The sequence below is a fragment of the Larkinella humicola genome (assembly GCF_008727875.1).
GTDB classification, from domain to species: Bacteria; Bacteroidota; Bacteroidia; order Cytophagales; family Spirosomataceae; genus Larkinella; species Larkinella humicola.
Genome location: NZ_VTWS01000002.1, coordinates 631,872 through 656,871, shown reverse-complemented (window position 1 = coordinate 656,871; position 25,000 = coordinate 631,872). Strand labels below are relative to the sequence as shown.

16 protein-coding genes are annotated in these 25,000 nt (G+C 54.8%); 4 read left to right on the top strand and 12 right to left on the bottom strand.

The annotated features are described in order from the left end of the window. Positions 1–63 precede the first annotated feature (63 nt). On the top strand, positions 64–1,149 hold the full coding sequence (locus tag F0P93_RS10610) for a lipase family protein (protein ID WP_150876317.1): 1,086 nt from the start codon (positions 64–66) through the stop codon (positions 1,147–1,149). A gap of 35 nt (positions 1,150–1,184) precedes the next feature. Here F0P93_RS10610 and F0P93_RS10605 read toward each other — a convergent pair whose 3' ends face one another. Further along, positions 1,185–1,550 carry a winged helix-turn-helix transcriptional regulator gene (locus F0P93_RS10605; RefSeq protein ID WP_150876316.1) on the bottom strand — a complete coding sequence of 122 codons (366 nt, stop codon included), beginning with the start codon at positions 1,548–1,550 and terminating at the stop codon, positions 1,185–1,187. Positions 1,551–1,658: 108 nt separating this feature from the next. On the opposite strand from F0P93_RS10605, the gene F0P93_RS10600 reads away from it, so the two are divergent. Together F0P93_RS10600 and F0P93_RS10595 are read left to right on the top strand one after the other, a co-directional pair. Beyond that, positions 1,659–2,549 (top strand): pirin family protein, encoded by an 891-nt coding sequence (locus F0P93_RS10600; protein WP_150876315.1) that lies wholly within the window; start codon positions 1,659–1,661, stop codon positions 2,547–2,549. Positions 2,550–2,665: 116 nt separating this feature from the next. Further along, a complete protein-coding gene (locus tag F0P93_RS10595) occupies positions 2,666–3,502 on the top strand; it encodes an ion transporter (RefSeq protein WP_150876314.1) in 837 nt (278 codons plus the stop codon). A gap of 11 nt (positions 3,503–3,513) precedes the next feature. On the opposite strand, the gene F0P93_RS10590 is transcribed toward F0P93_RS10595, so the two are convergent. From F0P93_RS10590 to F0P93_RS10565, 6 genes are all read right to left on the bottom strand, one after another. Next, complete coding sequence (locus F0P93_RS10590) at positions 3,514–3,942, bottom strand: energy transducer TonB (RefSeq protein WP_150876313.1); 429 nt, start codon at positions 3,940–3,942, stop codon at positions 3,514–3,516. A 61-nt stretch (positions 3,943–4,003) separates the two neighbouring features. After that, positions 4,004–6,898 (bottom strand): PVC-type heme-binding CxxCH protein, encoded by a 2,895-nt coding sequence (locus F0P93_RS10585; protein WP_191908775.1) that lies wholly within the window; start codon positions 6,896–6,898, stop codon positions 4,004–4,006. A gap of 329 nt (positions 6,899–7,227) precedes the next feature. After that, positions 7,228–8,739: a 3-keto-alpha-glucoside-1,2-lyase-like domain-containing protein gene (locus tag F0P93_RS10580; RefSeq protein ID WP_191908774.1), complete on the bottom strand. Its 1,512-nt coding sequence runs from the start codon at positions 8,737–8,739 to the stop codon at positions 7,228–7,230. Positions 8,740–8,993: 254 nt separating this feature from the next. Beyond that, positions 8,994–10,502: a RagB/SusD family nutrient uptake outer membrane protein gene (locus F0P93_RS10575; RefSeq protein ID WP_150876310.1), complete on the bottom strand. Its 1,509-nt coding sequence runs from the start codon at positions 10,500–10,502 to the stop codon at positions 8,994–8,996. A 20-nt stretch (positions 10,503–10,522) separates the two neighbouring features. Beyond that, positions 10,523–13,933, bottom strand: a complete 3,411-nt coding sequence (locus F0P93_RS10570; protein ID WP_191908773.1) for a TonB-dependent receptor — start codon at positions 13,931–13,933, stop codon at positions 10,523–10,525. Between the two features lie 202 nt (positions 13,934–14,135). Next, the gene (locus F0P93_RS10565; RefSeq protein ID WP_150876309.1) at positions 14,136–15,152 is read right to left on the bottom strand and encodes a FecR family protein; all 1,017 of its coding nucleotides are present in this window, start codon (positions 15,150–15,152) and stop codon (positions 14,136–14,138) included. Between the two features lie 149 nt (positions 15,153–15,301). Between F0P93_RS10565 and F0P93_RS10560 the strand changes: the two genes are divergently transcribed. Beyond that, complete coding sequence (locus tag F0P93_RS10560; protein ID WP_150876308.1) at positions 15,302–15,898, top strand: RNA polymerase sigma-70 factor; 597 nt, start codon at positions 15,302–15,304, stop codon at positions 15,896–15,898. A 190-nt stretch (positions 15,899–16,088) separates the two neighbouring features. On the opposite strand, the gene F0P93_RS10555 is transcribed toward F0P93_RS10560, so the two are convergent. The 5 genes from F0P93_RS10555 to F0P93_RS10535 all read right to left on the bottom strand — a co-directional run bounded on the left by F0P93_RS10555 (position 16,089) and on the right by F0P93_RS10535 (position 24,982). After that, entirely contained in the window at positions 16,089–17,441 is a 1,353-nt protein-coding gene (locus F0P93_RS10555; protein WP_150876307.1) for a bile acid:sodium symporter family protein, read from the bottom strand. A gap of 11 nt (positions 17,442–17,452) precedes the next feature. Next, positions 17,453–18,181, bottom strand: a complete 729-nt coding sequence (locus F0P93_RS10550; RefSeq protein ID WP_150876306.1) for a D-lyxose/D-mannose family sugar isomerase — start codon at positions 18,179–18,181, stop codon at positions 17,453–17,455. Between the two features lie 333 nt (positions 18,182–18,514). Continuing rightward, a complete protein-coding gene (locus tag F0P93_RS10545) occupies positions 18,515–20,401 on the bottom strand; it encodes a LamG-like jellyroll fold domain-containing protein (protein WP_150876305.1) in 1,887 nt (628 codons plus the stop codon). A gap of 68 nt (positions 20,402–20,469) precedes the next feature. Next, positions 20,470–21,885 carry a RagB/SusD family nutrient uptake outer membrane protein gene (locus F0P93_RS10540; protein WP_150876304.1) on the bottom strand — a complete coding sequence of 472 codons (1,416 nt, stop codon included), beginning with the start codon at positions 21,883–21,885 and terminating at the stop codon, positions 20,470–20,472. A gap of 13 nt (positions 21,886–21,898) precedes the next feature. Continuing rightward, positions 21,899–24,982 (bottom strand): SusC/RagA family TonB-linked outer membrane protein, encoded by a 3,084-nt coding sequence (locus tag F0P93_RS10535; protein WP_150876303.1) that lies wholly within the window; start codon positions 24,980–24,982, stop codon positions 21,899–21,901. Positions 24,983–25,000 lie beyond the last annotated feature (18 nt).

The following is a 25,000-nucleotide window of genomic DNA, read 5'->3' as shown; positions in this document are numbered from 1 at the left end:
GCAGGAGTTCGTAAATCAAAATGGTTGATCAATCCGTTACCGTCGTAACCAATTACGCTCCGTATGAAAACACGATTTCTTCTGCTTCTGATTGTATCGGTTGGCTTGCTTTTCGGGCGTGTTTCGGCGCAATCGAACCAACTGAAACCCGGTTTTGAAAAAGCTGAATACCTGGAAATGCTGCGGGTGGGCGCTGGCCACATTGACTCGGTGACGATTGATCCTCCGCAAGGCTACAAGAAAGTGTATCGCTCGCCCGTTGTCGGGCTCGACAACCGCTGGGAGTTGTGGCAGGGGAGCAACGGCGTTGCGGTGATCAGCATCCGGGGCACCACCCTCGACCCGCTGGGCTGGATTGAAAACTTCTATGCCGCAATGGTGCCGGCCACGGGCCAGATTCAGTTGAGCGCCAACGAGCCGTTTTCGTACAAGCTGGCTAAAAATCCCCGGGCGGCTGTACACGCCGGTTGGCTGATTGGCATGGCGTATCTGGCCAAAGACATCCTGCCGAAAATGGATTCCTGTATTCAGAAAGGCACCAAAGAATTCATCGTTACCGGCATCAGTCAGGGGGGCGCCATTTCCTTTTTAATGACGTCTTATCTCTCCAATTTGCGGAGCAACCGGCTCCCCGCCGACCTCCGGTTCAAAACCTATTGCATTGCTGCGCCTAAGCCGGGCAATCTTTCGTATGCGTATGATTACGAGGTTCTTACGCAGGCTGGTTGGGCGTTTAATGTGGTCAATTCGGCCGACTGGGTTCCCGAATTTCCGTTGACGGTTCAGACCACCGATGATTTCAACCTGACCAATCCGGTTACGACGATTCGCAAAGCCATCCGGAATCAGAAGTTTCTCAACCGGGTGATGTTCAACTATGTTTTCAATAAAATGGATAAACCGTCCCGGAAAGCGCAGAAGCAGTACCAGCGGTTTTTGGGAAATTACATCAGCAAGGCTGTCGGGAAGAATTTGCCGGATTACCAGAAGCCGACTTACTTCCCGAGCAGTCATTTCATGCGGGCCGGGCAAACCATCGTTCTGGACGCCGACGAATTGTATTTCCAGCAGTTTCCGGCCGATCCGAAGCAACTTTTCCAAAACCACTTGCTGAAACCGTATTTGTTTTTAGGAAATCGGTTGAAGTAAAGCGGAAGTTTCTCCTGAAAAGAGATCGTCGGGCGTTACTCGCCGGACGAACCTTTCAGGATGATTTCCCGGTGCAAAACGCCCCATTTCCGCAGGGCTTCAATGACTTCATCCAGCGATTTGCTGTGGGGTGTCAGGGCGTAGGTAACCTTCACCGGGAAGGTGTCTTCCACCGTCCGTTTCACCAGTCCGTTCATCGTCAGATCCTGCAACTCCTTGGATAATACGCGGTCGGTAATGCCGTGAACCTCCCGCGCAATTTCACTGAAACGTTTTTCTCCAAAGGTTAGCGCTACAATGATGGGCAATTTCCACTTGCCATTCAGCACATCCAGGGCGTCCCGAATGGGTCGTAAAATGCCCATGCATTCCGAGTGGTTTAGTTCGATGGGTTTTTCCATGATTTCCGGTTTTACTATTCAAAAGGATAGTGCTATTAAAAAGTATAGTGCTTACAAATGGATAGTAAATATAGGTAAATTTGTTTACGAAATAAAAAGAATACATACATGGAAACACAACAAGATGTGACGATCCGGCGCAAGCTGGTCAATGTCTATACGCCACCCGCCCAGCCGGGATTTCTGGGACCCGATCACACGGCCCGCGCGGTCATTCATACGAGCTTTTCGGAAAGTGATCCGTTTATCCTGTTAATGGATGACGTGCTCGACAAAAAGGGGGGGGAGCCGGTGGGCGGTCCGCATCCCCATGCCGGTTTTGAAACGGTTACGCTAATCCTGGAAGGCGAACTGGGGGATGATGACCACCGGATGAAAGCGGGGGATTTCCAGATGATGACCGCCGGAAGCGGGATTGTTCATACGGAAACCATCGACCGGAAAACGAGGATGCGGCTTTTGCAATTATGGCTCAATCTTCCTAAAAAAGACCGTTGGACTGCGCCCCGCGTTCAGGATTTGACGGTAGAGACCGTTCCCCGCGTGTCTGAATCCGGTCTGGAAATCCGGCTCTACAGCGGTTCGTTTGCTGGCATCACCTCGCCGGTTCAGAATCATGTTCCGGTTATCATTGCCGATATTCAGTTGCAACCCGGCGTCAGCACCACGCAACAGCTACCGGCTTCTTTTAACACGTTTTTGTACGTAGTTGGCGGAAGTGTTGGAATCGGGAAAGAAGGGAAGCTGCTAAAAGAAAACCAGGTAGGCTGGCTGGACAAATTTTCCGGCGATGCGCTCAGCGACCTTCAGCTAACTGCCGGAGAAACGGGGGGACGGGTGATTTTGTATGCCGGGCAGCCTCAGCACGATCCGATTGTGTCCTACGGGCCTTTCATTGGCGACACCGAAAGCGACATCAAAGGATTATACCAGGTGTTTCGGCAGGGCAAAATGGGGCATGTGTCGGTTTTGCCGGAAAATCAGAAGTTTCGGTATTAAATCACGGTAGGTGTCTCTGATCGGGAATAAAAATGAGCCGGAAATGGGTAGTTCGTTCGTATGAATTCGCTTCGGGAATTGGAAGGACGAACTATTCCTTTTAAACCAGCGCGCCTATGTCCCTGTCTACCCCTAAACCGCCTTCCACACACTGGCGACTTCGGCTGCACGAGATCATCTTCGAAGCCGATACGCCCGCCGGGAAAACCTTCGATATCATCCTGATCGGGAGCATTCTGGTCAGTGTCATCATCGTCATGCTGGAAAGCATCGGCCGGGTCAGGGCGGTGTACGGGGATGAACTGCACCTTGCGGAGTTGTTTTTCACGGTGCTGTTTACTCTCGAATACATCCTGCGGCTGATCAGCGTGAAGCAGCCGTTGCGGTATGCGCGGAGTTTCTTCGGGATTGTCGATATTCTGGCCATTTTGCCGACCTACCTGAGTTTGTTCGTCCCTGGCACCCAATACCTGTTCACGATCCGTATCCTGCGGCTGCTCCGGATTTTCCGAATCCTGAAGCTATCGGAATACCTCTCGGAAGCCACGATTCTGACCAGCGCCCTACGGGCCAGCCGTCGCAAAATCAGCGTGTTTATCCTGACGGTTCTGTCGCTGGTGGTCGTGCTGGGGTCGTTAATGTACATCATCGAGGGGGAAGAAAACGGTTTCGACAGCATCCCGACCAGTATTTACTGGGCCATTGTGACGCTGACGACCGTGGGCTATGGCGACCTCTCGCCCCAAACGCCCCTGGGCAAAGCCCTGGCCTCCCTCGTCATGATCATGGGCTATGGCATCATTGCGGTTCCCACCGGCATCGTCACCGTCGAACTTTCTCAGGCAGCCCAGAAACTGAAGCAGGTTGTTTCGTCCCAATCGTGTCCGTCGTGCGGGGCGGAAGGGCACGACGTAGATGCGGTTTTCTGCAAATACTGCGGTACGCACTTGTAACGGGTTTCGCTTTACCGGCTCCCGTTGAGGCTGAAATGGATCGGCAGGTTATACCGACAAGCCACCACTTGCCCCCTGTGTTTCGCCGGGGTCCAGGCTGGCATAGTTTCGATGAGTCGAATGGCTTCTGCATCCAGTTCCGAACCTAAACCTTTTAAAATTTCCGCCTTTTCGATCCGGCCCTGCTCGCTAACGATGAAGGTAACGAATACTTTGCCTTCCTGTCCGGCTTTCCGGGCGGTTTCGGGGTAGCGAAGATTCTTCCCAATATACTCGCCTAACTTGTTCATTCCTCCTGGAAAAGTGGGTGAATCGTCGACAACTAAATAAACCGGGCGGTCGAATGTGGACGTCGAATCGAGGTTTTTGGGCTGGCATTGCGCGAGAAGCCAAAGCGTCCCCAGTAGTGAAAATGTGGTAAGGAAGGATTGCCGGATCATGGTGTTTCTGTTGTGTGGCCAACTGAATAACCTGAATAAGCAAACGTACGGATTTCTGCCGTTACTTACTCCCCAATTCGCTTAAATACCGGATCAAATCCCGCACATCTTCTTCCGAGTACGCATCCATCAGTCCCGTCGGCATTAGCGAACCGCTTTCGGTCTGGCTCGCCAGTTCCTTTTTGTTGATGACCCGGTTTTTGGTAGAAGCCGTCGTTTTGATGTGAATCACCTCGGCGGTTTCGAATACCTTGATACCTTGAATGATTTCGCCTTTTTTCGTTTCCACCTGCACCTGGTTATAGCCTTCCTTGATGTTCTGGTTGGGCCACAGCACTTCCGTGATGATTTCGCGGGAGGAAAGTCCGCGGCCAATGGCCGACAGGTTCGGACCAATGGTGCCGCCTTTGCCGTTCAGCGAATGACAGGCCGAGCAGCTTGGGTTGGCCTGATAAATCAACTCACCCCGTTTCGCATCACCCTGTTCCTGAACGGCTTTCGCCAGTTTTTCCACGTAATCTGAACTGTATTTCCGGGCAACAATGGTCCGTTCTTCGGCCAGTGTATTCAGCCGGGCGCTGAGGTCGGGCGCGTTGATCCCTTTGGTGGCCAGGGCTTCCAGCGCCAGCCGGGCCTGCGGTTTGGACAGGGCGGTTTTTTCCAGTTCCGCCGTGAGGGCTTTGATCCCGGAACGCTGATCGATCAGGGGGGCGATGGCTTCCCGCATGGCGTCGACCGAAGCCCCGGAACGTTGCATTTCGGCCACGGTGACCCGGGCCGCCAGTGCCACATCCAGCTCACTGAGGCCCTTCAACGATGCCAGCCGGATCACGCGGGGCGTTTCGGCAGAACCCACCAGCTTTTGCAGCAACGGCAAAGCCGCGCGCCCTCTGAGTTCGACCAATGCTTTCAACCCTTCGGCCCGGACCCGCTGATCGATCGGGTTGCTCATCGCCAGGTTGTTGATCGTTGCCGCAGTTGAACTGATTTTCCAGGCCCGCGCCAGATGGATCGCAGCCATGTTGACCTCGGCGGTTTTGGTCGGCAAAAGGCTGTTTTTGAGCGAAGCGGCCGCGATAGGAGAGACCGGCCGGACGTCCAGTTTGCTCAGGTTTTCGAGCAAAACCGCATCGGTTTGCGCCGAGGGTTGACTCAACACAAACTCGATGTCGGCGGCTTTTCCGGTTTTCGCCAGACTGAGCAGCAGGTTCCGCCGAACCTCTGGCGAAAGGTTTTCGGTTCCGATCAGCTTCCGATATTGATCCGGCGCATACCACGACGGTGGTAAAACGCTTACAAGCCAGGCCAGATGCGCCGGTTTTTTGAACGTCAGCTTCCCGTTTTGCAAAGCCGGTTCCCACGAATCCTGCAAGGCATAGGCGGTTTTGTTCAGCGCATACGTTAGAAATTTGTCCATCGGCTGATTCAGCACCTGCGTCGCCAGAACCATCGCTTCGGGGCGGTGAACCGAACTGACCGCCACGAGGGCCTCCAGCCGAACTCGCGCATGTTTGTCGTTGATCAACGGTTCCAGCACCGCCAGCGGATCAGCCAGGCGATCGGACCAACGCCCCACCACGTGGGCGGCATAGGCCCGCGCGCCCGGTTCTTTTCCTTTGGTAAGTTGCCGAAGCAGGTCTTCATAGACCAGTTCGTGGCTTTCAAAGACGCCGAGTGCCTCCATCAGGTGATGTTCGTAATTCGGATCTTTTGGGTCTTGTTTTGCCACCCATTCCGTTAAATCCGGTCGCACTTCGGGCATCGGTTTTTCGGCCAGAAGCCGCTTCACCTGATACCGCACCCAGTGTTCATCGGATTTCAGATGATCCAGTAAAACCGGGACCGGCTGCCCGGCCAGCTTCGGCAGCTGAACCAGCGGCCGGTCGGTGGCCGTAATCCGCCAGATTCGTCCGTGGGTTTTGTCGCGATCCGGGTGTCGCATGGAAGCCTGGTAATGTCCGATAATCGGGTTGTACCAATCCAGAATGTACAATGCGCCGTTGGGGCCAACTTTCACGTCGATGGGCCGAAAACTGCGGCTGCTCGAACTCAGAATCGGGTCGAGCAGCCGGGCCGAATACCCGGACGAATCGTTCGCAACCCGCATCCGCTCAATTTTGTTGTTGTAATATCCCGCAATCACAAAATCACCCTTCAAATCGTCCGGCAGGTGTTTGGTCCGAATGATTTCGATGATGGAACCTTTGATGACGAGTTTGCCAATGGGCGGGAGCAGGGCGCGTTGGGCGGTTTTGACCAGACCGGGAACGGTGTAAAACAATTCGGGGTCGTTGGCTTTGTGAAACATTTCGCCCCATTCGCCAAAGTTCATGCCCCACGGATTGACGCTGGCCATCGAACCATCCAGAAAATTGTCGAGCTGACGGCGCAGGGGCCGATACCGCCAGATGGCCGCCCGGTCGGCTTTTTCGATGCCCCAGGCGGTTTCGACGCGGCTGTAGATGCTGTGTCCCTGCGAAAAAAACAACTCACCCCCGGGACTCCAGATAAACGAGTTGATGGTCTGGTGCGAATCGTGCGTGCCAAAACCCGACATCAGCACCTGCCGTTTGTCGGCTTTTCCGTCGCCGTCGGTATCTTTCAGAAACACCAGTTCGGTTTGTTCGCCCAGATACACCCCGCCGTGGCCGAGTTCAAAACCGAGCGGCATCATGAGTCCGTCGGCAAAAACCCAGGACGTATCCGCCTTGCCGTCACCGTTGCGGTCTTCCAGAACGGTGAGTTTATCGACCGGTTTTTTGCCGGGTTCCAGTTGCGGATACGACGGAATGGTCAGCACCCAGAGCCGTCCTTTTTCGTCCCACCGCATGGCGCAGGGGTCGGCAATGCCGAGGTCTTCGGAAGCGAACAACTCGATTTTGTAGCCTTTGGCCAATTGAAAAGATTTGAGTTCGGCGGCCACTGAATTGTCAGTTTCGGCCGGCGAAACAGACATCGGATTGATTTGACCGAAACCACGATTGGAATGGCTGATTAGACTCAAAATGAGCGCAATCAATAGCGGGATTTTAGGTGGAAAAGTAGAAATGGTACGCGTCATTTGACAAAAAATCAGGTTTTGGGAATGATGAATTGAGCGTTTGCAGGTTCATACAGCCCACGGTTTGAACCGTGGGTTTGGAGAAAAAACGCAATTTTTATAAACCGTTTTAACGGTTTAAGGCGGTTTGCAAAACCGTTAAAACGGTTTCCTGGCCGTGTTTTTTTCGACGGATTCCCACGGTTCAAACCGTGGGCTATATTTTGAAAATAGACGAATAGTGCTCATCGCACCGGAGCCAGCTTGTGTTGTTCGTCCGCAATTCGCTGTTCGGCTTCCCGGATCAGCGGCTCGAACGCTTTCATTTCTTCGGGAAAAATCCGCCGGTTTTTGTCTTTCCAGTCGTGGCTAAACGGTTGCGTGATCCGGTCGCCGTTCAGAAATGCCCAGTTGCTCGGTCGCCAGTAGTTGAACCACAGGACGTTTTTCGTCAGAACTTCCTTTCGAAGCGGAGCGAACTGATTGGAAAATTCCTGCGGCTGATGCAAGGCTTTCAAGATTAATTCCGCCACCAATTGCTGGCCGTCGGTGTTTAGGTGCATCCCGTTGGTCGTCAAAGTCCCGAACGAAGCCGACGACTGAACCGGATGAAACAGATCGACAAAACTGTACCCGTCGGATTCCGCCAGCTTTTGGATCGCATTCGTGTATTGCTCAACGGGCGCGTTCGTCAACCGATTATTCGATTTACCCTCCGGGGTCAGGTGCGAACGGGCGGGTTCAAACGGGATCGGCGAAAGCAGCACGATGCGCCGGTCGGTTTTCCGAATACTGTCCAGCAATTTTTGATACGCTTTGACAAAACCGGGCAGGGCTTTTTCGCCATCCAGCGACTCTAGTTGCCCGAACTGCACAAACACCACGTCGGCGCCCAGGCTGTCCAGATTCTTGCTCCAGCTCCCGAAACCGACATCCCGGAATTGCTCATACACCGTGTCGCCGTCCCAGCCCAGGTTCCAGAGGTGGAGTTTTGTGGTGGGGTGAGCGGCCAAGAGCAGCGTTTCCAGAATACCGTCTTTGCGCATCGTGGCGATGTTAGTGCCGCCCGCAAATGCAATCACCTCGTCCGGGTTGAATTTCAGCGGCAAACGGCTCTGGCGTTTGTCCTCCGGGCGTTTCAGTTGGTCGTTCAACTGTGCTTCGTTCATTCCCGCCAGTTCGACTTTCGGATGATGGACCAGCTTGTTGATTTTGTAGGTAACGGTTTGCGGATCACCGCTGTGAATCTGGAGGGCAATCTGCCCCGAGGCATCCCCGCCGGGGTCTTTGATTGCTACCGCCAGCTTGCCATTGATCGCCGTCCAGATCCGGTCGCCCACGGCCAGAATTTCGTAATGATTCCACTGTCCGCGTTTGACGGCTTTCTCGCCCCGGTCGCCCCAGTCCAGTTTCTGCCGACCGTGTTCGTGGTACAATCGCCCCCAGACGTCCTTGCCCATATCCGCCTGATAACCTAGGGCTTGCCCCGTCGCGTCGGCCTGTTTGGAGCGAAACTGAATGCCGGCATTGCGGTCGTCCGGTTCGAGTTTGACGTCGATGCTCAAATAAAAATCGCTCACGTTGACCGACGACCAGAGGAAGCGGTTTTTGGCCACCGGCTGGTCGGCCCGGCCCACAATGGCACCGTTTTTCACCGACCAATACGTCATGTCCGTCGCCGACCAGCCGACTAGATCCTTCCCGTTGAAGAAGGTTTTGTCCAGGCGGGGTTGTGCGAAACCGGTTGAGAAGGACATCCATAGAAGTGTAGTCAATAGCAAAAACCGGTGCATAACCCTGACAGCGCCGGGCCGTCGTACGGTCGAAGGCCCTGTCAGCGGTTGCAACGCTGGGCTGACGTTACACTCTGCATTGCCGTAGAGAAATTCAGGTCGTATCATATTGGAAAAATAGCTGATTTAGGACCGTTGTTGAACAATAGAGTTGGATAAGCGATAGCCGCTGTCAGGGTCTTCGACCGTACGACGGCCCGGCGCTGACAGGGCTTTTTTCAATACCCCGGATTCTGTTTCATATCCGGATTGATGATGATCTCGCCGATGGGAATCGGATACAGCAAATCCCGCTCGGTAACGTTAAAAGCAGCGGCTGCGGGCGCGCTACCCAGCGGGTAATAATATTTCTGCGGATTGGCCTTGATTCGCGCACCGTATTCGCTCATCGTCTTGACCGCCAGCCCACTGCGGACCAGGTCATGCCAGCGTTTGTTCTCAAAAGCCAGCTCGATCCGGCGTTCGCGCAGGATGGCGTCGCGCAGCGCCGTCTGGGTATGAGCGGTGGCATTGGGCAAGCCCGCCCGGGTGCGAACCTGATTCAGAAAACCGCCCGCATCCGCCGAACGCCCCTGTTCATTGACCGCTTCGGCCAGCATCAGTAGTACTTCCGCATACCGGTAGACCGGCCAGTTGACGCCGGTTTCGCCGTAGCGGGCGTGCGGAAACTGATACTTCTTGATGTACGGCGTATTTTTATACGTAACGCCCACCAACGGCGAGGTGCCGGAATAAAACCCGATCGACGCCTTGTACCGTTTGTCTCTGAGCGTATCCTCGTAAGCCGCCAGCAAATCCGGCGTTGGCGTGTTGTAGCAGCCATCCGTGTTCGACGACGACGGTTTTACGCCGGTAATCACCGATGGATCAGCTAAAACCGGCAAAAACTTGTACGGCATGTAATTGCTGACGGCCTGCGACGTGCCTTCCGCGTACTGCACATCGAAAATGATCTCGCTATTGCCCTCGTTCGTCGGTTTAAACACATCGCCGTATTCGGCCACCAGCGCGTAACCCTGGGCTGTCACCAGTTTCAACGAGGCTTCGGCTTCAGGCCAGCGTTTCTGGTTGATATACACGTCGCCGAGCAGGGTGTAAGCCGCGCCCGATGCGACGCGTCCAGCCGTCTGGGCGGTTTTGGCGGGCAGCAGTTTGGCCGCCTGTTCGGCGTCGGCGATGATCTGTTTGTAGACCTCGGCGATGTCGGCGCGCGGCTTGAACGTGTCTTTGTAGGAACCGGCCGGTTCCAGAAAAACCGGGACACCGCCGAAATTTTTCAGCAAATCGAAATACGCAAAAGCCCGAAGAAAATACGCCTGCCCTTTCAGATTGTCTTTGGAAGCCTGATCGAAATCGACCGCGTCGATCGTAGTCAGCACCTGGTTGGCGCGGGCGATGATCAGGTAGTCGTTCGTCCATTTTCCGGCCGTATTGCGGTTGTTGTTTTCGATGGTGAACGTCGAAGGATCTTCTTCCGGTTTGGGACCGCGCTGGGCGATGTTGAACACAAAATGGGTGTTGTCGGAACGCATCTCGTTCAGAATCCAGTCCTGGTTATACAGCGGTTGCAGGGGGGCGTAAATTCCGCCGACGGCCTGTTCAAAATCCGCTTTCGACTGGTAGAAACTGGCCGGTGTCAGCACGGTTTCTGGAACAACATCTAAAAAATCTTTGCAGGCACTGACCAGGATAAGCAGGAGTCCCGCGAGTAAAAATCTATTTTTCATGGTGAGTCGAATTGAAGGGTTTAGAAACCGACGTTAACGCCGAAACTGACCGTGCGGGGCACCGGATACGAATTTTCATCGATACCCGGCGAACTGCCGCTGGTCGAATTGCGCGTGTTTACTTCCGGATTCGGTCCCGGATATCGGGTGATCACAAACGCGTTCTGAACGCTTCCGTAAACCCGCAGCCGACGGACGACACTCCCGGCTTTCAGTGGTAGCGTGTAGCCCAGCGTGATGTTTTTGAACGACAGAAAACTCCCGTCCTTGATGTAGCGGGTGTGCCAGCGGTCGCGCTCGAGGTACGTTGTTCCCTGTTTAGTGCTGCCGTATTTGCCCGCTCCCGGGTTTTCCGGCGATTTCCAGCGGTCTTTTACTTCGGCCAGAACGTTGAAAACGCCGTCGAGGTTGGTCGTCCAGTTTTCATACTGCGTCAGAATCTGGTTGCCGTAGGTGCCGGTGAGGGTCAGCGAGCCGTCAAAATTCCCGTACGTAAATGTGTTGGTCATCCCGAAAATGAAATCCGGCCAGGGGTTGCCGATGTCGGTGTAGTCTTCGGGAAACGTGATTTTTCCGTCGCCGTTCAAATCCCGGAATTTGATCGTTCCGACCTGCGAATCAGCGTATTTGGGCGAACGGTCGAAGTCGGCCTGATTCACATAGACCCCATCCTGCACGGCCCCGTAGAACATGCCGACGGGCTGGCCTACCTGCGAGCGGTGGCTGAAAAAACCGTAGCTGCTGATGCCGTGGAACAAAGCCGTGGTTGATTGGGTCGACAGGCTGACGGTTTTGTTGCGGTCGAACGAAAGGTTGAAGTTGGTATTCCACGAAAACCGGCTGGTGTTGATGTTATAGGTATTGATTCCGATTTCGTGGCCCCACAGTTTCAGCTCGCCGATGTTGGTCTGAATGTTACTGAAACCGGACGATTGGGGAACCGCAACGTTAAACAGCAAATCGCTGGATTTCGTGGAATAATAATTATACGTCAACTGAATGCGGTCGTTCAGGAAATAGATGTCGGCGCCCACGTTCAGTTGCTTTTTGCGTTCCCAGCCTAAGGTGTTGTCGCCCAGGTTGGTCGTGGCCCGGCCCTGAAACAGCCCGTTGTTAAACCCGTAATACACCGGGCTGATGGTCGAACGAAACGTGTAATTCCCGATGTCAAAATTGCCGGTGGTGCCGTAGCTGGCGCGGAGTTTCAGGAACGAAACCGGTTTGAATTTCCAGAAATCTTCCTTCGACACAATCCAGCCCACGGAAGCGGAGGGGAAATTTCCCCAGCGGTTGTCCGGCCCAAACCGGGAAGAACCGTCGCGCCGAACCGACGCCGTGAAGAGGTATTTGCTCTTGTAATTGTAATTGAACCGCGCCAGATACGACAGCAACGCCCACTCCTGAACCCCGCTGGTAACCACCACCCGACCGGCGGCACTGACGGCCTGAATCTTGTCGTCGGCGTAGTTGCTGGCCGTAACGAGCGTGTTTTCACTCCGAAACCGCTGCGCCGTAAAATCAACCAGCGCGTCGATGTTGTGCCCGTTGAAGTCGGTTTGGTACATCAACGAGTTCTCGTTCACCCAGTTATACGACCGGCTGGAGTTGTCTGAACCGAACGGAATCCGGGGCGGGGGCGTAAACATGACGCCGATGGTCGACGGATTGAACTGGAACACGTTGGAATTGCTGGTCTGAACGTTCACCGTCGTCTTGGCCGTCAGCCCTTTCAGGATTTTATATTCGACAAAGGCGTTTGCCAGCAGTTGCAGATTCTTCCCCTCATACACTTTCTCTTTGGCCACCCGGAGCCAGTTCGGATTGCCAAACGTGGCCGGGTCCGAAGCGGTCAGCGTCAGGCTACCGTCCGGATTATACGGACTCGCCAGCGGGGTGGTCGCCAGAGCCGCCGAAACGATGTTCTCGGAACCGTAGGGCCCGCCGTCGGTGGCAAAATTGGTGTTGGTAGCGTAATTCGGGGCGATGTTGAAGCCGATTCGCACCTTCGGGCTGGGCGTAAAAATCGAGTTGACCCGCAGCGAAAGCCGCTTATACCCCGTTCCGACAATGACGCCTTCCTGACTGAAATAACCGCCCGTGACCGAGGTGCTGAAATTTTTCATGCCCGCGTTGACGGTCAGGTTGTAGCTCTGGATGGGCGCGGTTCGGGTGATGGCGTCGTACCAGTCGGTGCCTTTTCCGGCGTATTGTTCGGGATTCTGGAAAGCTGCGTTCACCGGGCGGCCGTTCAGTTCGGCGATTTCTTTCTGAAACTGCGCGTATTCCTGCGCGTTCATCATCGTCAGCCGACGCGATTTCGGGATCTGTTCAAACCCGTAATAGGCATCGAAATCGATCTGCGTTTTGCCGGGAATCGCCGATTTGGTCTGGATCAGCACCACGCCGTTGGCCGCCCGGGAACCGTAGAGCGAGGAGGCTGCGGCATCTTTCAGAACCGTAATGCTTTCAATTTCAGCGGGGTTGATGGTGTTGATGTTGCCGGAAATGGGCATTCCGTCCACCACATACAGCGGATCGGCCCCGGCGGTGATCGAAACCGCCCCCCGGATTTTGATGTTCATGCCTTCGCCGGGCCGTCCCGACACCTGATCGATGCGCACCCCGCTCAGTTTTCCCTGCAACAATTGCCCCACCTGCGCCACGGGCGCGTCTTTCATCTGCCGTTCGGAAATCGTGGAAATCGCGCCGGTAATGTCTTCTTTTTGCTGCGTTCCGTAGCCGACCACAACCACTTCGGCCAGGGCTTTGGTGTCGGTTTTGAGTAAAACATCGACGGTGGACCGATTGCCAACGACCATTTCTTCCGGCAAATAGCCCACAAACGAGAAAACCAGCGTCGCCTTTTCATCTGGAACTGCGAGCGTATACCGGCCCTCGGCATTGGTGGTGGTTCCACGCTGTGAGCCTTTCAGAACGACACTAACACCCGGCAGGGCCTCGTTTTTCTCGTCGGTCACTTTCCCCGAAATCGTGATGTCAGCTTTGGGCTGGATCGGCAGGGGCGTAATGTCCCGCAGAATCTCGGGGGCGTTCAGGAAGGACGTTTTTCGTCGGTTGCGCTTGAGAATGATCTGTTCGTTGGTGGATTTGTATTCGATTTGCAAGGGTGACAGAAGCCGGTCGAGGACGGCCGAAAGCGGTTCGTTGAGGGCCGAGATGCTCACTTTTTCGTCGACCGGAATCATGCTCCGGCTGTAGGCAAACCGTACCTTGGCCCGGTTTTCGATTTCCGAAAGGGCTTTTTGCAGTGATATATTTTCAGCCTTCAGGCTAATGTTTCGTTTGAGAAGATCCTGCGCGTCGGATTCCCGGGCGTAGGCAACCGCCGTGAGGAGTCCAATGAGCAGAATTTGAAGCACCGATAACCGCATAAGGGCATATACAGTCTTGTTTTTTAGAAAAAAATGCATAGGTTTGGGTGGTTAAATTGAACAATAGAAAGCCGATCATCACCTTCCGAGTGATGGGATTCAGGAATGCTTGTTCAGAGTCAGGAGTGCCGCAATCACTCCTGATTTCCTTTACAAGCCCGGCAAAAAGAGGGAGTGTCGTTGTAGCATAGGAGGGGGTTTAGCGATAATCATTAACATTTCGTCTTCCGGTTTTTTGCGTTCATTCTACGGTACCACAGCCTTCGCCGTCGATCACGATGCTGTCGCCCCGCATTTCGTAAGTCGCTTCCACCATTTGGGTCGTTATTTCCAGAATTTCCGCCAGCCGGTTGTGGTCAAAAGTGGCTTTCAGGCGGCAATTGGCCAGATTGGGGTTGGCGAGTTTGATTTTGATTCCGTATTTCTTTTGCAGTCGCATCGCAATTTCCGACAGTTTTTCGTCCTCAAACGTGAGCGAAATGGGCTGCCAAGTATCGACTTTTTCCCGGAATTTCGAGAGTTCCGTGGACGTCAGCAGGCCCGAAGCAACTTCGAAAACCGCCTGTTGCCGGGGCAATAGCAGCACCGATTTCGCTTTCCCCTGGCGGTCCGGAACCGACACCGACACCTTGCCCGTTACGACCGATACCTCATACCACGACTGATCGGAGTTGGACTTTACGTTGAAACTGGTTCCCAACACTTTCACCAGCAGCGAATTGCTCTTGACAAAGAAGGGCCGCGCCGGGTCTTTGGTTACTTCAAAAAACGCTTCGCCTTCGACGCTCACCGTCCGCGACGTTTTGGAAAACGCCCGGGCCGTATACTGAATTTTGGCGGCCGGATTCAACCAGACCTTGCTGCCATCCGGCAACTGGTGACGGACCACCTGCTTCTGCGTGTTGACAATGGAAACCGCATCGGCGACCGGGTTTGCAGCCGGTTGGGTCGTATTCAGATAGAAGTAGACGCCCAGACTCGCGATGAGCAGCACCACAGCAGCCGCAGCATATCGCCAGACATTCGGCACCAGCGGACGGATTTTGACCGGTTGTTCCGGCTGGATTTCGTCGTCGGTTTGGTGGCGGATAAGTTCCTGAATTTTTTTCAAGTGCCGGGGCTGGTCAAAGTCCCGGCTTTCGGCGGTTACATTGTTCAGGCTGGCGTACCATTGCTCTACCTGTTCAACTTCGTCCGGGTTGCACTTTCCCTCCAGGTATTTCTTCAACAGGTCGGGCGAAATGGCTTTTGGGTTCATAGGTTCGTTTGGTCAGCTCCTGCTTGGTTGGCTGCTTTACCTACAAGACGCACAAAAAAACGCTAACCCTGGTGGGATTTGAAGAAAGTTTATAACGAATACTATCTGAAACCTTAGTAGTATTGCATTCGGCCTGCTTTTTAGAATCGATGCACAACCCGTACCGTGAGATGGACGCCCAGGCGCTGTGGCAACTGGTGAAAACGAAAGCCGATTCGGCGGCTTTTGCGGAACTGCACGCCCGGTTTTCCGGAAAACTCTATGCATTGGCCTACCGGAAAACCGGTGATTCGGATGCCGCCGAAGATCTGGTGCAGGATTTATTTGTGACACTCTGGGTGCAGCGGGAAGCTCTTTCCATCGACAAAACCGTTCAGGTCTATCTGTTTTCGGCGCTCAAAAACCGGATCATTTCCTACCTCCGGAAGCAAATCCTGCACAAATCGGTTTCGCTCGACGAGGTGTATTCGGAAGTTCAGGTTTCGCACTCGGCCAACGTCGTGCAGGAGTGGATTCAGGTGCGGGAAGTGCAGGAAGTCTACCTGCGGGAATTGCAAAATCTGCCCGAAAAAAGCCGGGAAGTGTTCGAACTCAGCCGCAGTGGCCTTGCCAACAAGGAAATTGCGGAGCAACTCGGGCTGGCCGAAAAAACCATCGAATTTCACATCAGCAAGTGCCTGCGGGTGCTGCGGGTCAAGTTGTTATACGTGGCCGGGGTTGTATCGACGCTGTTGCTGCTGCATTGATTTCGATACGAATTAAAAAACAGCCCACGGTTTGAACCGTGGGAATCCGGTAATAAAAACGAATCTGGTATGGGAAACCGTTTCAACGGTTTTGAGATCTCAAAACCGTTGAAACGGTTTCAGCGCACGCGATGCATTTCTTATAAACCCACGGTTCAAACCGTGGGCTGGATTTGACAATAGCCTCTTTTTACACGGAACGTTCTCCCGAGAATAGGCTTGCCGGAACATTCTGACTTTCAGATGGAACTGGGAATTCAGGAGCGGCATTTTCTCCCGTCGGTCGTTTCCGAAACCAGTTCGCCAGCGCCGAACCCGTCACGTTCTGCAACGGTCCGAAGATGGCCGACGCCAGCCCCAAGGTCGCTACTTTCCCCATTTGCAGGGCCAGGCCGGTGGCCACTCCGCCGTTTTGCATCCCGACTTCAAAGGCAATCGTCCGGCGGTCGCGCTCCGGCAGTCCGAACAGCAAGGCCGTGAAATAACCGACGCTCAAGCCGATCAGGTTGTGCAACAGGCAGGTAATGATCAGCAATCCACCGACTTGCAGCAGATTGTCGCGCCCGGACGCCGTGATGATGACGGTATTGATCACAATGCCGAGCATGGCGATAAAGGAAAGGCTGCTTTCGATCATGGGCCGGTTGATATTCTTTGCATTTCTCAGCAGCATCGCGCTCACCATGGGCAGGAGGTAAAACCAGAACGTCGAGGTCAGGAGGGCCATCAGAAAACCCATGCCGTCGGCCATCGTGACTACCATCATCACCAGATTGGTTACCAGAATGATACCGGCAAATGCCAGCAACTGAACGGTTCTGGCGCGTCTGGTTTCGTTGCCGAAATAAAACAGGTTGAAAATAAAACCGGCCACAATCGGGATGATGATCATGTTGGTGATGTCGATCATCATGTGGGCGATGTCGATTTCGACGTACTGCCCGCCCAGCCATTTCATCAGAAAAGGCGTTATGAACGGCGACAGGATGGTGGAACAGGCCCCGATCGTGACGGCCAGCGCCAGGTTGGCCCCCGATAGATACGACATCACATTGGACGCCATCGCGCTGGAAACGCAGCCGATCAGGATGACGCCCCCCGCAATTTCGGGCTCAAAATCGAAGAGATGGGAGAGCGAAAAACCGACCAGCGGCATCACCATAAAGTGGCAGCCAATTCCGATCAGAACGCCCTTCGGCATTTTGACAACGCCCTTAAAATCGTCAAAACTCATGTGCGACCCCATGCCGAACATGGTGAGCTGCACGAAAGGGACGATGAGCTTTTTTAACTGAAAATCGCCGACGGTGAAGAAATACGTGGGGTAGAACATCGCGACCGTGACAGCCGCCAGAATCCAGACGGTGTAGGAAAAACCTTTGAGTTGGGCAAAGCCCCGGAACGCCAGCGCCAGCAAAACCAGGGCGAGCATCAACACCGGGCCGGTTGCTGCGGGTTTATCGGACGCATACAGGAAAGCAGAACCGGCAAAGGCCAGGCCGGACAAAACCAGCAGGGCAATCGAAAAGCGACGTGGCATCATCAGGTTTAGGGTTATTCGCTAATAAGTTCAATACCAGCCCTGGGATACTCATGGCAGAGGAAATACCGGCGGGCTTCATCCTCTTCAATTTCGGGAAACCGGATGCCGTAATCGACCAGGAAAACGTTGTCGTTCAGGTCGTCACAGACGCTCGAAATCTCGGCACTGAGCGTGTAGCCAACGCCGTCGATCGGCCAGCCAGTGCCTTCTTCACCCCAGAACTGGTGAATGGTGCGCGGGTGAATCGTCAGGCTTTCGCCGGGCCGCAGTCGCACGATCTCGCCCGGTCCCAACCGCCGGGTACAGCCGTCCACCTGCGTCAGGAAAGTCTCGTTGGACGGATGGCCTTCGGCGTCGGCCTTGGTGAGCTGCACCAGCACATTACCACCCGCGCGGCAGATGATGTCTTCGCGTTTGGAAAGGTGGAAGTGGGCCGGTGCGCGTTGGTTTTCCGGGTCGATCAGCCACTTTTCGGCGTATTGTTTCGGATAATTCGGCTGGTTAGGTCGGCCATTGCGGACGGTAAACAACGTCCGCCCGATGGTGTGAAAATCCTGGCTGCCAAAGTCGGTGACGTCCCAACCCAGCATGCAGTCGCGGATTTCGTTGTATTCCGGCCCGGCGTCGAGCCACTGGTCCAGGGTCCAGTTGGCGAAAGGAGGGAGGTACAATCCGAAATGGGCGATAACTTCTTTCGCCGTTTCGATGCTGGCGTTCACAACGGATCGTTTCAAGTTCATGAGAATCAGGGTGATGTGTTTGGTTTTTTAAGAATGAGATAATTATTTGGAACGAACCCGGAAGTGGACAATCCCGCCCACAGTTTCATCGCATCGGCTAACCGTCCGTGGGGAATCCGGAAAAACGCATCTGGATCGGGAAACCGTTTCAACGGTTTTAGGAGCAATAAACCGTTGAAACGGTTTGAGAATGCCCAAATGATCCCCTGGCCCACGGTTTTAACCGTGGGCTGGCTGCTGCCCCGTTCCCCTAAAGGGGACTTGGACAAAGCATCTTCCGGATGCGAAAGTCCGGCTCCGGCCGCCCGGCCTTTAGGGGAAAAAGCAACGGTTTTACGGGATCTTCTTCTGCGCGTTGTAATTGCCGATGGCTTCCGACACCGTCAACGCCCGGCTGTAGACCGAAAGCTGACTGATCCGCCCGTTGAGTTGCGTTCCGAGGGTGATCTGAGCGGCCCCGGCCACAGACTTCAGGTACGGATTGAACCGCCCCCAGCCGAACTGTCGCGTGTCGCCCCCGTCGTTGAAATTGCCGTCGACTACGAAGGAGATGAGGTGCGGGCCGCCGTCGACAATGATGCTGACATTGTGGTTTTGATTGGCTTTCAGCAAGCCTTCGTCGCAGGACCAGGTGGATTCCGTACGCCCGTCGTTCATCGCAAACTCAACCGTTTTTTTGTCGGTCGTTCGTACAAACCAGCCTTTTCCGGTGGCGTCGCGGGCGTCGAGCAGAATCTGGTTGTCAGACAGGTTGGTAAGGTTAAAGCTGAGGTCGACGGTAAAACCGTTTGGTACATTCATGCCCGGCTGTTCCAGTTTCTTCGTATCGCGTTTGTAGAATTCGGGCAGCGTTGGGGCGGCCACGGTTTGCGGAAATTTTCCTGATTGATACGACCAGTTGGTCACTAAACCGTCCTGCGCTTTTTTCGCGTTGTCGAACTGATTCCACAGTTGGCTCAGCAGCTTCTCGTCAATTTTGTGGACGCGGGCGACGTCTTTCTGCGTTTCTGTGATGTAATACGAGCCTTTGTCTTCGACCAGATCGGGGTAACTCATCCGAATCAGCGGGTCTTCATCGTAGAGCAAAACCTCGGGCTGCGTCCATTTGATGACTTTCCCCTTGGGCGAATCGACTTCCACACCACCCGACACCCAGGCCGGATTCCGGTCTTCGTAGGCCATGCTACGCCGGTTTTTGTGTTCCCGAATAAACCGCCCGCCGTGGTTGTGAAACCAGTAGAGGTATTTTCCGTTCTCGCATTTCCAGACAAAATTAGCGGCTCGCGGGTGCTTCATCAACTGGCCGTTGCCATACCGCATGTACTGGGGCGGCTCCCAGGTATGACCGGCATCCCGGCTGTAGGTATAGGCCGGATAACCGTCGATGGTCCGGTAAACGCAGAAGAAAGAACCGTCGCTCAACACCACAAAATTCTGTTCTTCGGCAATGGGACCGCCGTCTTTGGCCGGTGTCCGCAGGCCGATTTCGCCGTCGGGCAGGGTGTTCCACTTCGCCTTGGCGGGATCGGTGGCGGTGAATAAATCGGGACTTTGCAACAACGCGCCTTCGCTGCTGGTGAAAAAGCCTTCGCCAAAACCGCCGACTTTGTGGACCGGAACATACGCCGATTCCTTGTAGGCAAACGCCCGGCCCACGTTCCAGAAGTACTGAATTTTGCCCTGGTACGGGTTCTTTTTGTCAATTTCGAAATTCCGCATGGGAATCGCGACCCGGTTGGCCGACCAGCTTTTGCCGTTATCGTCCGAGTATTTAAAGACAAAATACCCCTGGCTATCCACGCGCTTGACCAGTCCATCGGCATACGGCGGACTGTCGCCTTTCACCGCCCGGATGTTGTCGGTATTGTGGTTGTAGAAAACAAAAACCCGCCCCGACGGGGCTTTCAACAGCACTGCATACGACGCTTCCGGCCCGTCGCCCGGTTCGACATCGCGTTTGTCGATCCAGGTTTTCCCCTGATCGAGACTCCGCTGGGAAATCAGATGCTGGCCCGATGCGCCTTCGTGGCCGGTTCCGGTGGTCAGCACGCAGAGCCACGCGCCGTCGTTGGTTTTGACGATGTAAGGCTGATCACTGTACGTTTCGTCGGGAATCACCATCCCGGTTTTGATATCGCGGGCATCCTGCGCCACCAGCACGCCGGTCAGGGCGAAACCGAGACTCAGCGACAGAACGATTCTTTTCAAGTTGACTTGCATGGTTTCAACGGTTTTACCTAAAAGCCAGCCGCTCCGCCGGACTATCGATGAGCGGCTGGACGAGAGGATCAATACCCCGGATTTTGGGGCAACAGATTGGGATTGAGCATAATTTCGGTTATCGGAACGGGCAGCAGTGGTTTTTTATCGACGCCCAGAACCGCTTTGGCGCGCCCGGTTCGGAGCAGATCATACCAGCGATGGCCTTCGAAACACAGCTCGACGAAGCGTTCCTGTTCGATGGCCAGCAAAAGCGCATCTTTAGTCGCGGCTGCCGTATTTGCCAAACCCGCCCGGTTGCGGATGCGGTTGACCAGCGCGATGGCTTCGGTGGTTTTGCCCAACTGCGTCAGAGCCTCGGCCTGCATGAGAATGACGTCGGCCAGCCGCAAAAAGATGTAGTTGCTATCGCCGAAGCGGGCGTTGCCGACCACCGTTCCGAGGTATTTCCCAACCGTCGGCAGGTTCGCAAACTGATCGGTTTGCGGGTTGCTCAGAAAGAAACTGGCGGTTTTCCGCAAATCACCCGGTTCAAACGCGTCTACCAGTTTCGGGGTTGGAATCAGCGTCTGATTTCCACCGGTTTGTACCTTGCTGCTGCGGGGCAGAAAATAGGCCGAAAGACCGTTGGTTTCCTGATTGGCGTTGCTGTACTGAAGCTCGAAAATGGATTCGGTCGTATTTTTGGCAGTAAAAAGCGTGCCGTAATTGGCCCCGGAAACCAGCGAGTAGGTCGGGTTGGCGAGGACTTTGGCGGCATAATCGGCGGCCAGTTGCCACTCATTCGTCTGGTTAAACGAACTCCGCCAGAGGTAGACCTTACTCAGCAAGGCCTGCGCGGCTCCCTGCGTGGCCCGGCCCCGGGTTTCGATGTTCGATGCGTAGGTAACGGGCAGTAATTTTTCCGCTTCGATCAGGTCCGCAATAATTTGCTCCTGAATTTTGTCGGCGGGTGTTCGCGGCAACTGGAGATCTTTATCCAATGAATTGGTCGGTTCCAGCACCAGCGGCACGGCACCCCAGAGCCGTACCATGAAGAAATAATTGAAGGCCCGCAGAAAATACGCTTCGCCCATAATCCGGTTGCGGACGCTGCCGATGGTCGGGCTCTGAATGGTAGGGACCTGCGCCAGTACGTTATTGACGCGGTTTATGCCCACATAGAAAGAGCCCCAGGTTGCAAAACCGTTGCTGTTGCTGATGTTGTCATTCTGAAAATCCAGTACGCCCGGATCGGTGACGCCAATCGTTTCAATCGGTATTTTCAGGTTGTCGGCGCGGGCATCACCCCAGACCACCCGGCGGGTATCGTCACCCTGCAAGGCGTCATAAGCGGCAATGATGGCGGCTTCGGCATCGGCGGCATTCTGGAAAAAGGAACCCTGCGTAAGGGCACTCACCGGCACCTGATCCAGAACATCGGTGCAGCCGCTGGCCAGACTGAGCAGCGCGGTGATTAAGAGGAAATAGCTAATTTTTTTCATGGTCGAGGTCAGGTTAGAAGCCCAGATTTAAGCCAAACGTGAAAGTGCGAACCTGCGGATACGTGCCTAAGTCGATGCCCTGGAGCAACGGCAGACTGTTCCGGAAATTCACTTCCGGGTCCAGACCCAGGTAGTTTGTGAATGTGAACAGGTTCTGGCCGGAAGCATACACGCGCAGGCTTTCAACTTTGATCCGTTTGAGTAAGGTCGATGGAAAGGTGTAACCCAGCGTGGCGGTTTTGACGCGGAGATAGGACCCATCTTCAACCCAGCGGGATGACGGAAAACCGTTGCGGCCAATGGTGCTGGGTGCGCCACGCGGCACGTCGGTCACATCGCCTTCTTTCCGCCAGCTCCGCAGCACTTCGGTCGTGGCCGCGTTGTAGACAAAACTCCGGTTCGATGACTGGCGGGTCTGGTTGAAAATCTGGTTGCCGTAGGACCACTGCATGAAAACCGACAGGTCGAACCCTTTGTAGGAGAAGGTGTTGGTTAAACCGCCGGTGTGTTTGGCGTTGGAATTGCCAATGATCCGCCGGTCGTCGGCATTGATCACACCGTCGCCGTTGAGGTCTTCGTAAATCATGTCACCGGCCTGATAGAGCGGCCCGGTTTTGCTGCCATCCCGCAGGTTGGCGGCTTTGGCTTCTTCCGAGGTTGCATACACCCGACCCGTATACACATAGCCGAAGAAAACGCCGATGGGTTCGCCCACCCGCCCGATTCCGACGGGGCGGTCGCTGTAGAAAACCGCATCGGCACTTGCCTGAATGATGTCGGCATTGTTGTTGGAAAGCCGGACAATCTGGTTGCGGTTGAAAGAAATATTGAAATTGGTGCTCCACCGGAAAGCGCCCACCAGATTCTGGCTGGAGACACTGAATTCCAGCCCTTTGTTCTGCGTATCGCCCACGTTTTGCAAGGCAGAGCTAAAGCCCGAACTCGTCGGCAGATTCACGGACAGCAGCAGATCGTTCGTTTTTTTCAGGTAGGCGTCGGCGGTAAAAGCGACGCGGTCGTTCAGAAACGACACATCGATGCCGATGTCGGATTGCGTAGTCGATTCCCAGCTAAGCGTTGGGTTGGGAACCGCCGACAGCGCAATGCCGGATTTGCCGATGTAGTTGCGTCCCGTGCTGTACAGACCCTGCGCCCCGTAATCGCTGATGGACTGGTTGCCGACCACGCCGATGCTGGCCCGCAATTTCAGGTCATTGATAAAAGGCAGGCCCTGCATGAACGGTTCCTGCGAAATCCGCCAACCGGCTGATACCGAAGGAAATGTCCCGTATTGGTTGTCTTTCCCAAACCGGGAAGAACCGTCCCGGCGCAGGGTGGCCGCCAGCAAATACTTGTCGTTGAAACTGTAATTGAGTCGGGCATAATATGAAACCAGTCCCCAGGCGGATTTGCTGCTCGAAGCACCCGTTGCCGTGGCAGCCGCATTCAGAGTCGGAATGTTGTCCGTCGCGCCCTGATTGGCCGCTGCTGAGAGGTTGAACGTCCGGGTTTCCTGAACACTATAGCCGAGCAGACCCGAAACCGCATGCTGACCGAATGAACGGCTGTAATTCAGGGTATTTTCGCTGATCCAGCTAAAACCGTCGCCGTAGGAAGCCGTTGCCGGTCGGGCGGCTCCGCCCTGGATGGTGCTGGGAATGAAGTTTTCGTTCCGGTTGCCGGCGTAGTCGACGTTCAGGGTCGAGCGCAGCGTCAGGTCTTTCAGAATCGTATAGTCGGCGTAAATATTGCCAAGCAGGCGGTTGGAAACGGAAAAGATGCTGCTCTGGGTGGCCAGGGCGACCGGGTTTGGACGCTGGATCTGATCGACGAAGGTGTAGGAACCGTCGGGGTTGTACACCGGCGAAAAGGGCAGCATCCGGAGGGCGTTGGTCAGCACGGCATTGTTGTCGTCGCCCTCGGGAATCTGGTCGCGCTTGGCGGTCGACAGCAGAATGTTGGCCCCGGTTTTAAAGCGTGAAGAGGCCTGGTGATCGATGCTGAACCGGCCGCGGTAGGTTTTGTAGCCCGAACTGATGACGACCCCTTTTTGATCGAACAGGCCTAAACTGGCCGCATACGTGGTTTTGTCGTTGCCGCCCCGCAGCGACACTTCGTAGTTGGAAACCGGAGCGTTCCGAAACAGCTCGTTCTGCCAATTCGTGTCATACACCGGCGTGTTGCCGTTGAACAGCGTATCGAGGCCCAGTCGCACTTCCGCAACGCCCGCATTCTGGACGGCATTCAGGATGTAATCGCGTTCCTGCACGGCATTCAGCATCGGAATCTGCTTTCTGACTTCCGAAAAACCGGTGTAGGTACTGACATTGATGGACGTTTTGCCCGACTTGCCGCGTTTGGTCGTGATGATGATAACCCCGTTGGCTCCCCTTGCACCGTAAATAGCCGAGGCCGAGGCATCTTTCAGCACTTCCATGGATTGAATGTCATTCGGATTGACCACGTTGATGTTGCCCGTAATCGGCACGCCGTCAACGATATAGAGCGGGCTGTTGCCTGCGTTGAGCGACGTAATACCCCGGATTTTAACCGTCGGGCTACCTCCCGGTGACCCGCTGCTCTGCACAATTTCGACCCCGGCGGCCCGGCCCTGCAAAGCTTCTAGTGGTCCCTGAACGGGCAGGTTTTCCAGTTCTTTTCCTTTGATGGAGGCTACTGATCCGGTCAGATCCCGGCGCTGCTGGGTGCCGTAACCAATGACGACGACTTCGCCCAGGGCTTTGGTGTCGCCTTTCAAAACCGCATTGATCGTAATGCGGTTGCCGACCGGTATTTCCTGTTTTTCGTAGCCCACCGAACTGAAAACCAGCACGGCCTTGTCGTCGGGAACACTGATGCTGTACTGACCCGATTCGTTGGTGGTGGTGCCGATGGTCGTTCCTTTGACCGCAACAGTGACGCCCGGCAGGGTTTCGCCGGTTTCGGACGAGACCAGACCCCTGATCTGCAACACCGCCCTTGGGGCCGACGGACTATGCGTGGATACCGCCGGATGATGAGCCAGGACTTGCAGCCGGATGGTGGGGCCTAGCAGCAGGAGTGCCAGCCAGCCAACCTTTCTTAGATTTATTTTCATACAGGTACATGGATTGGA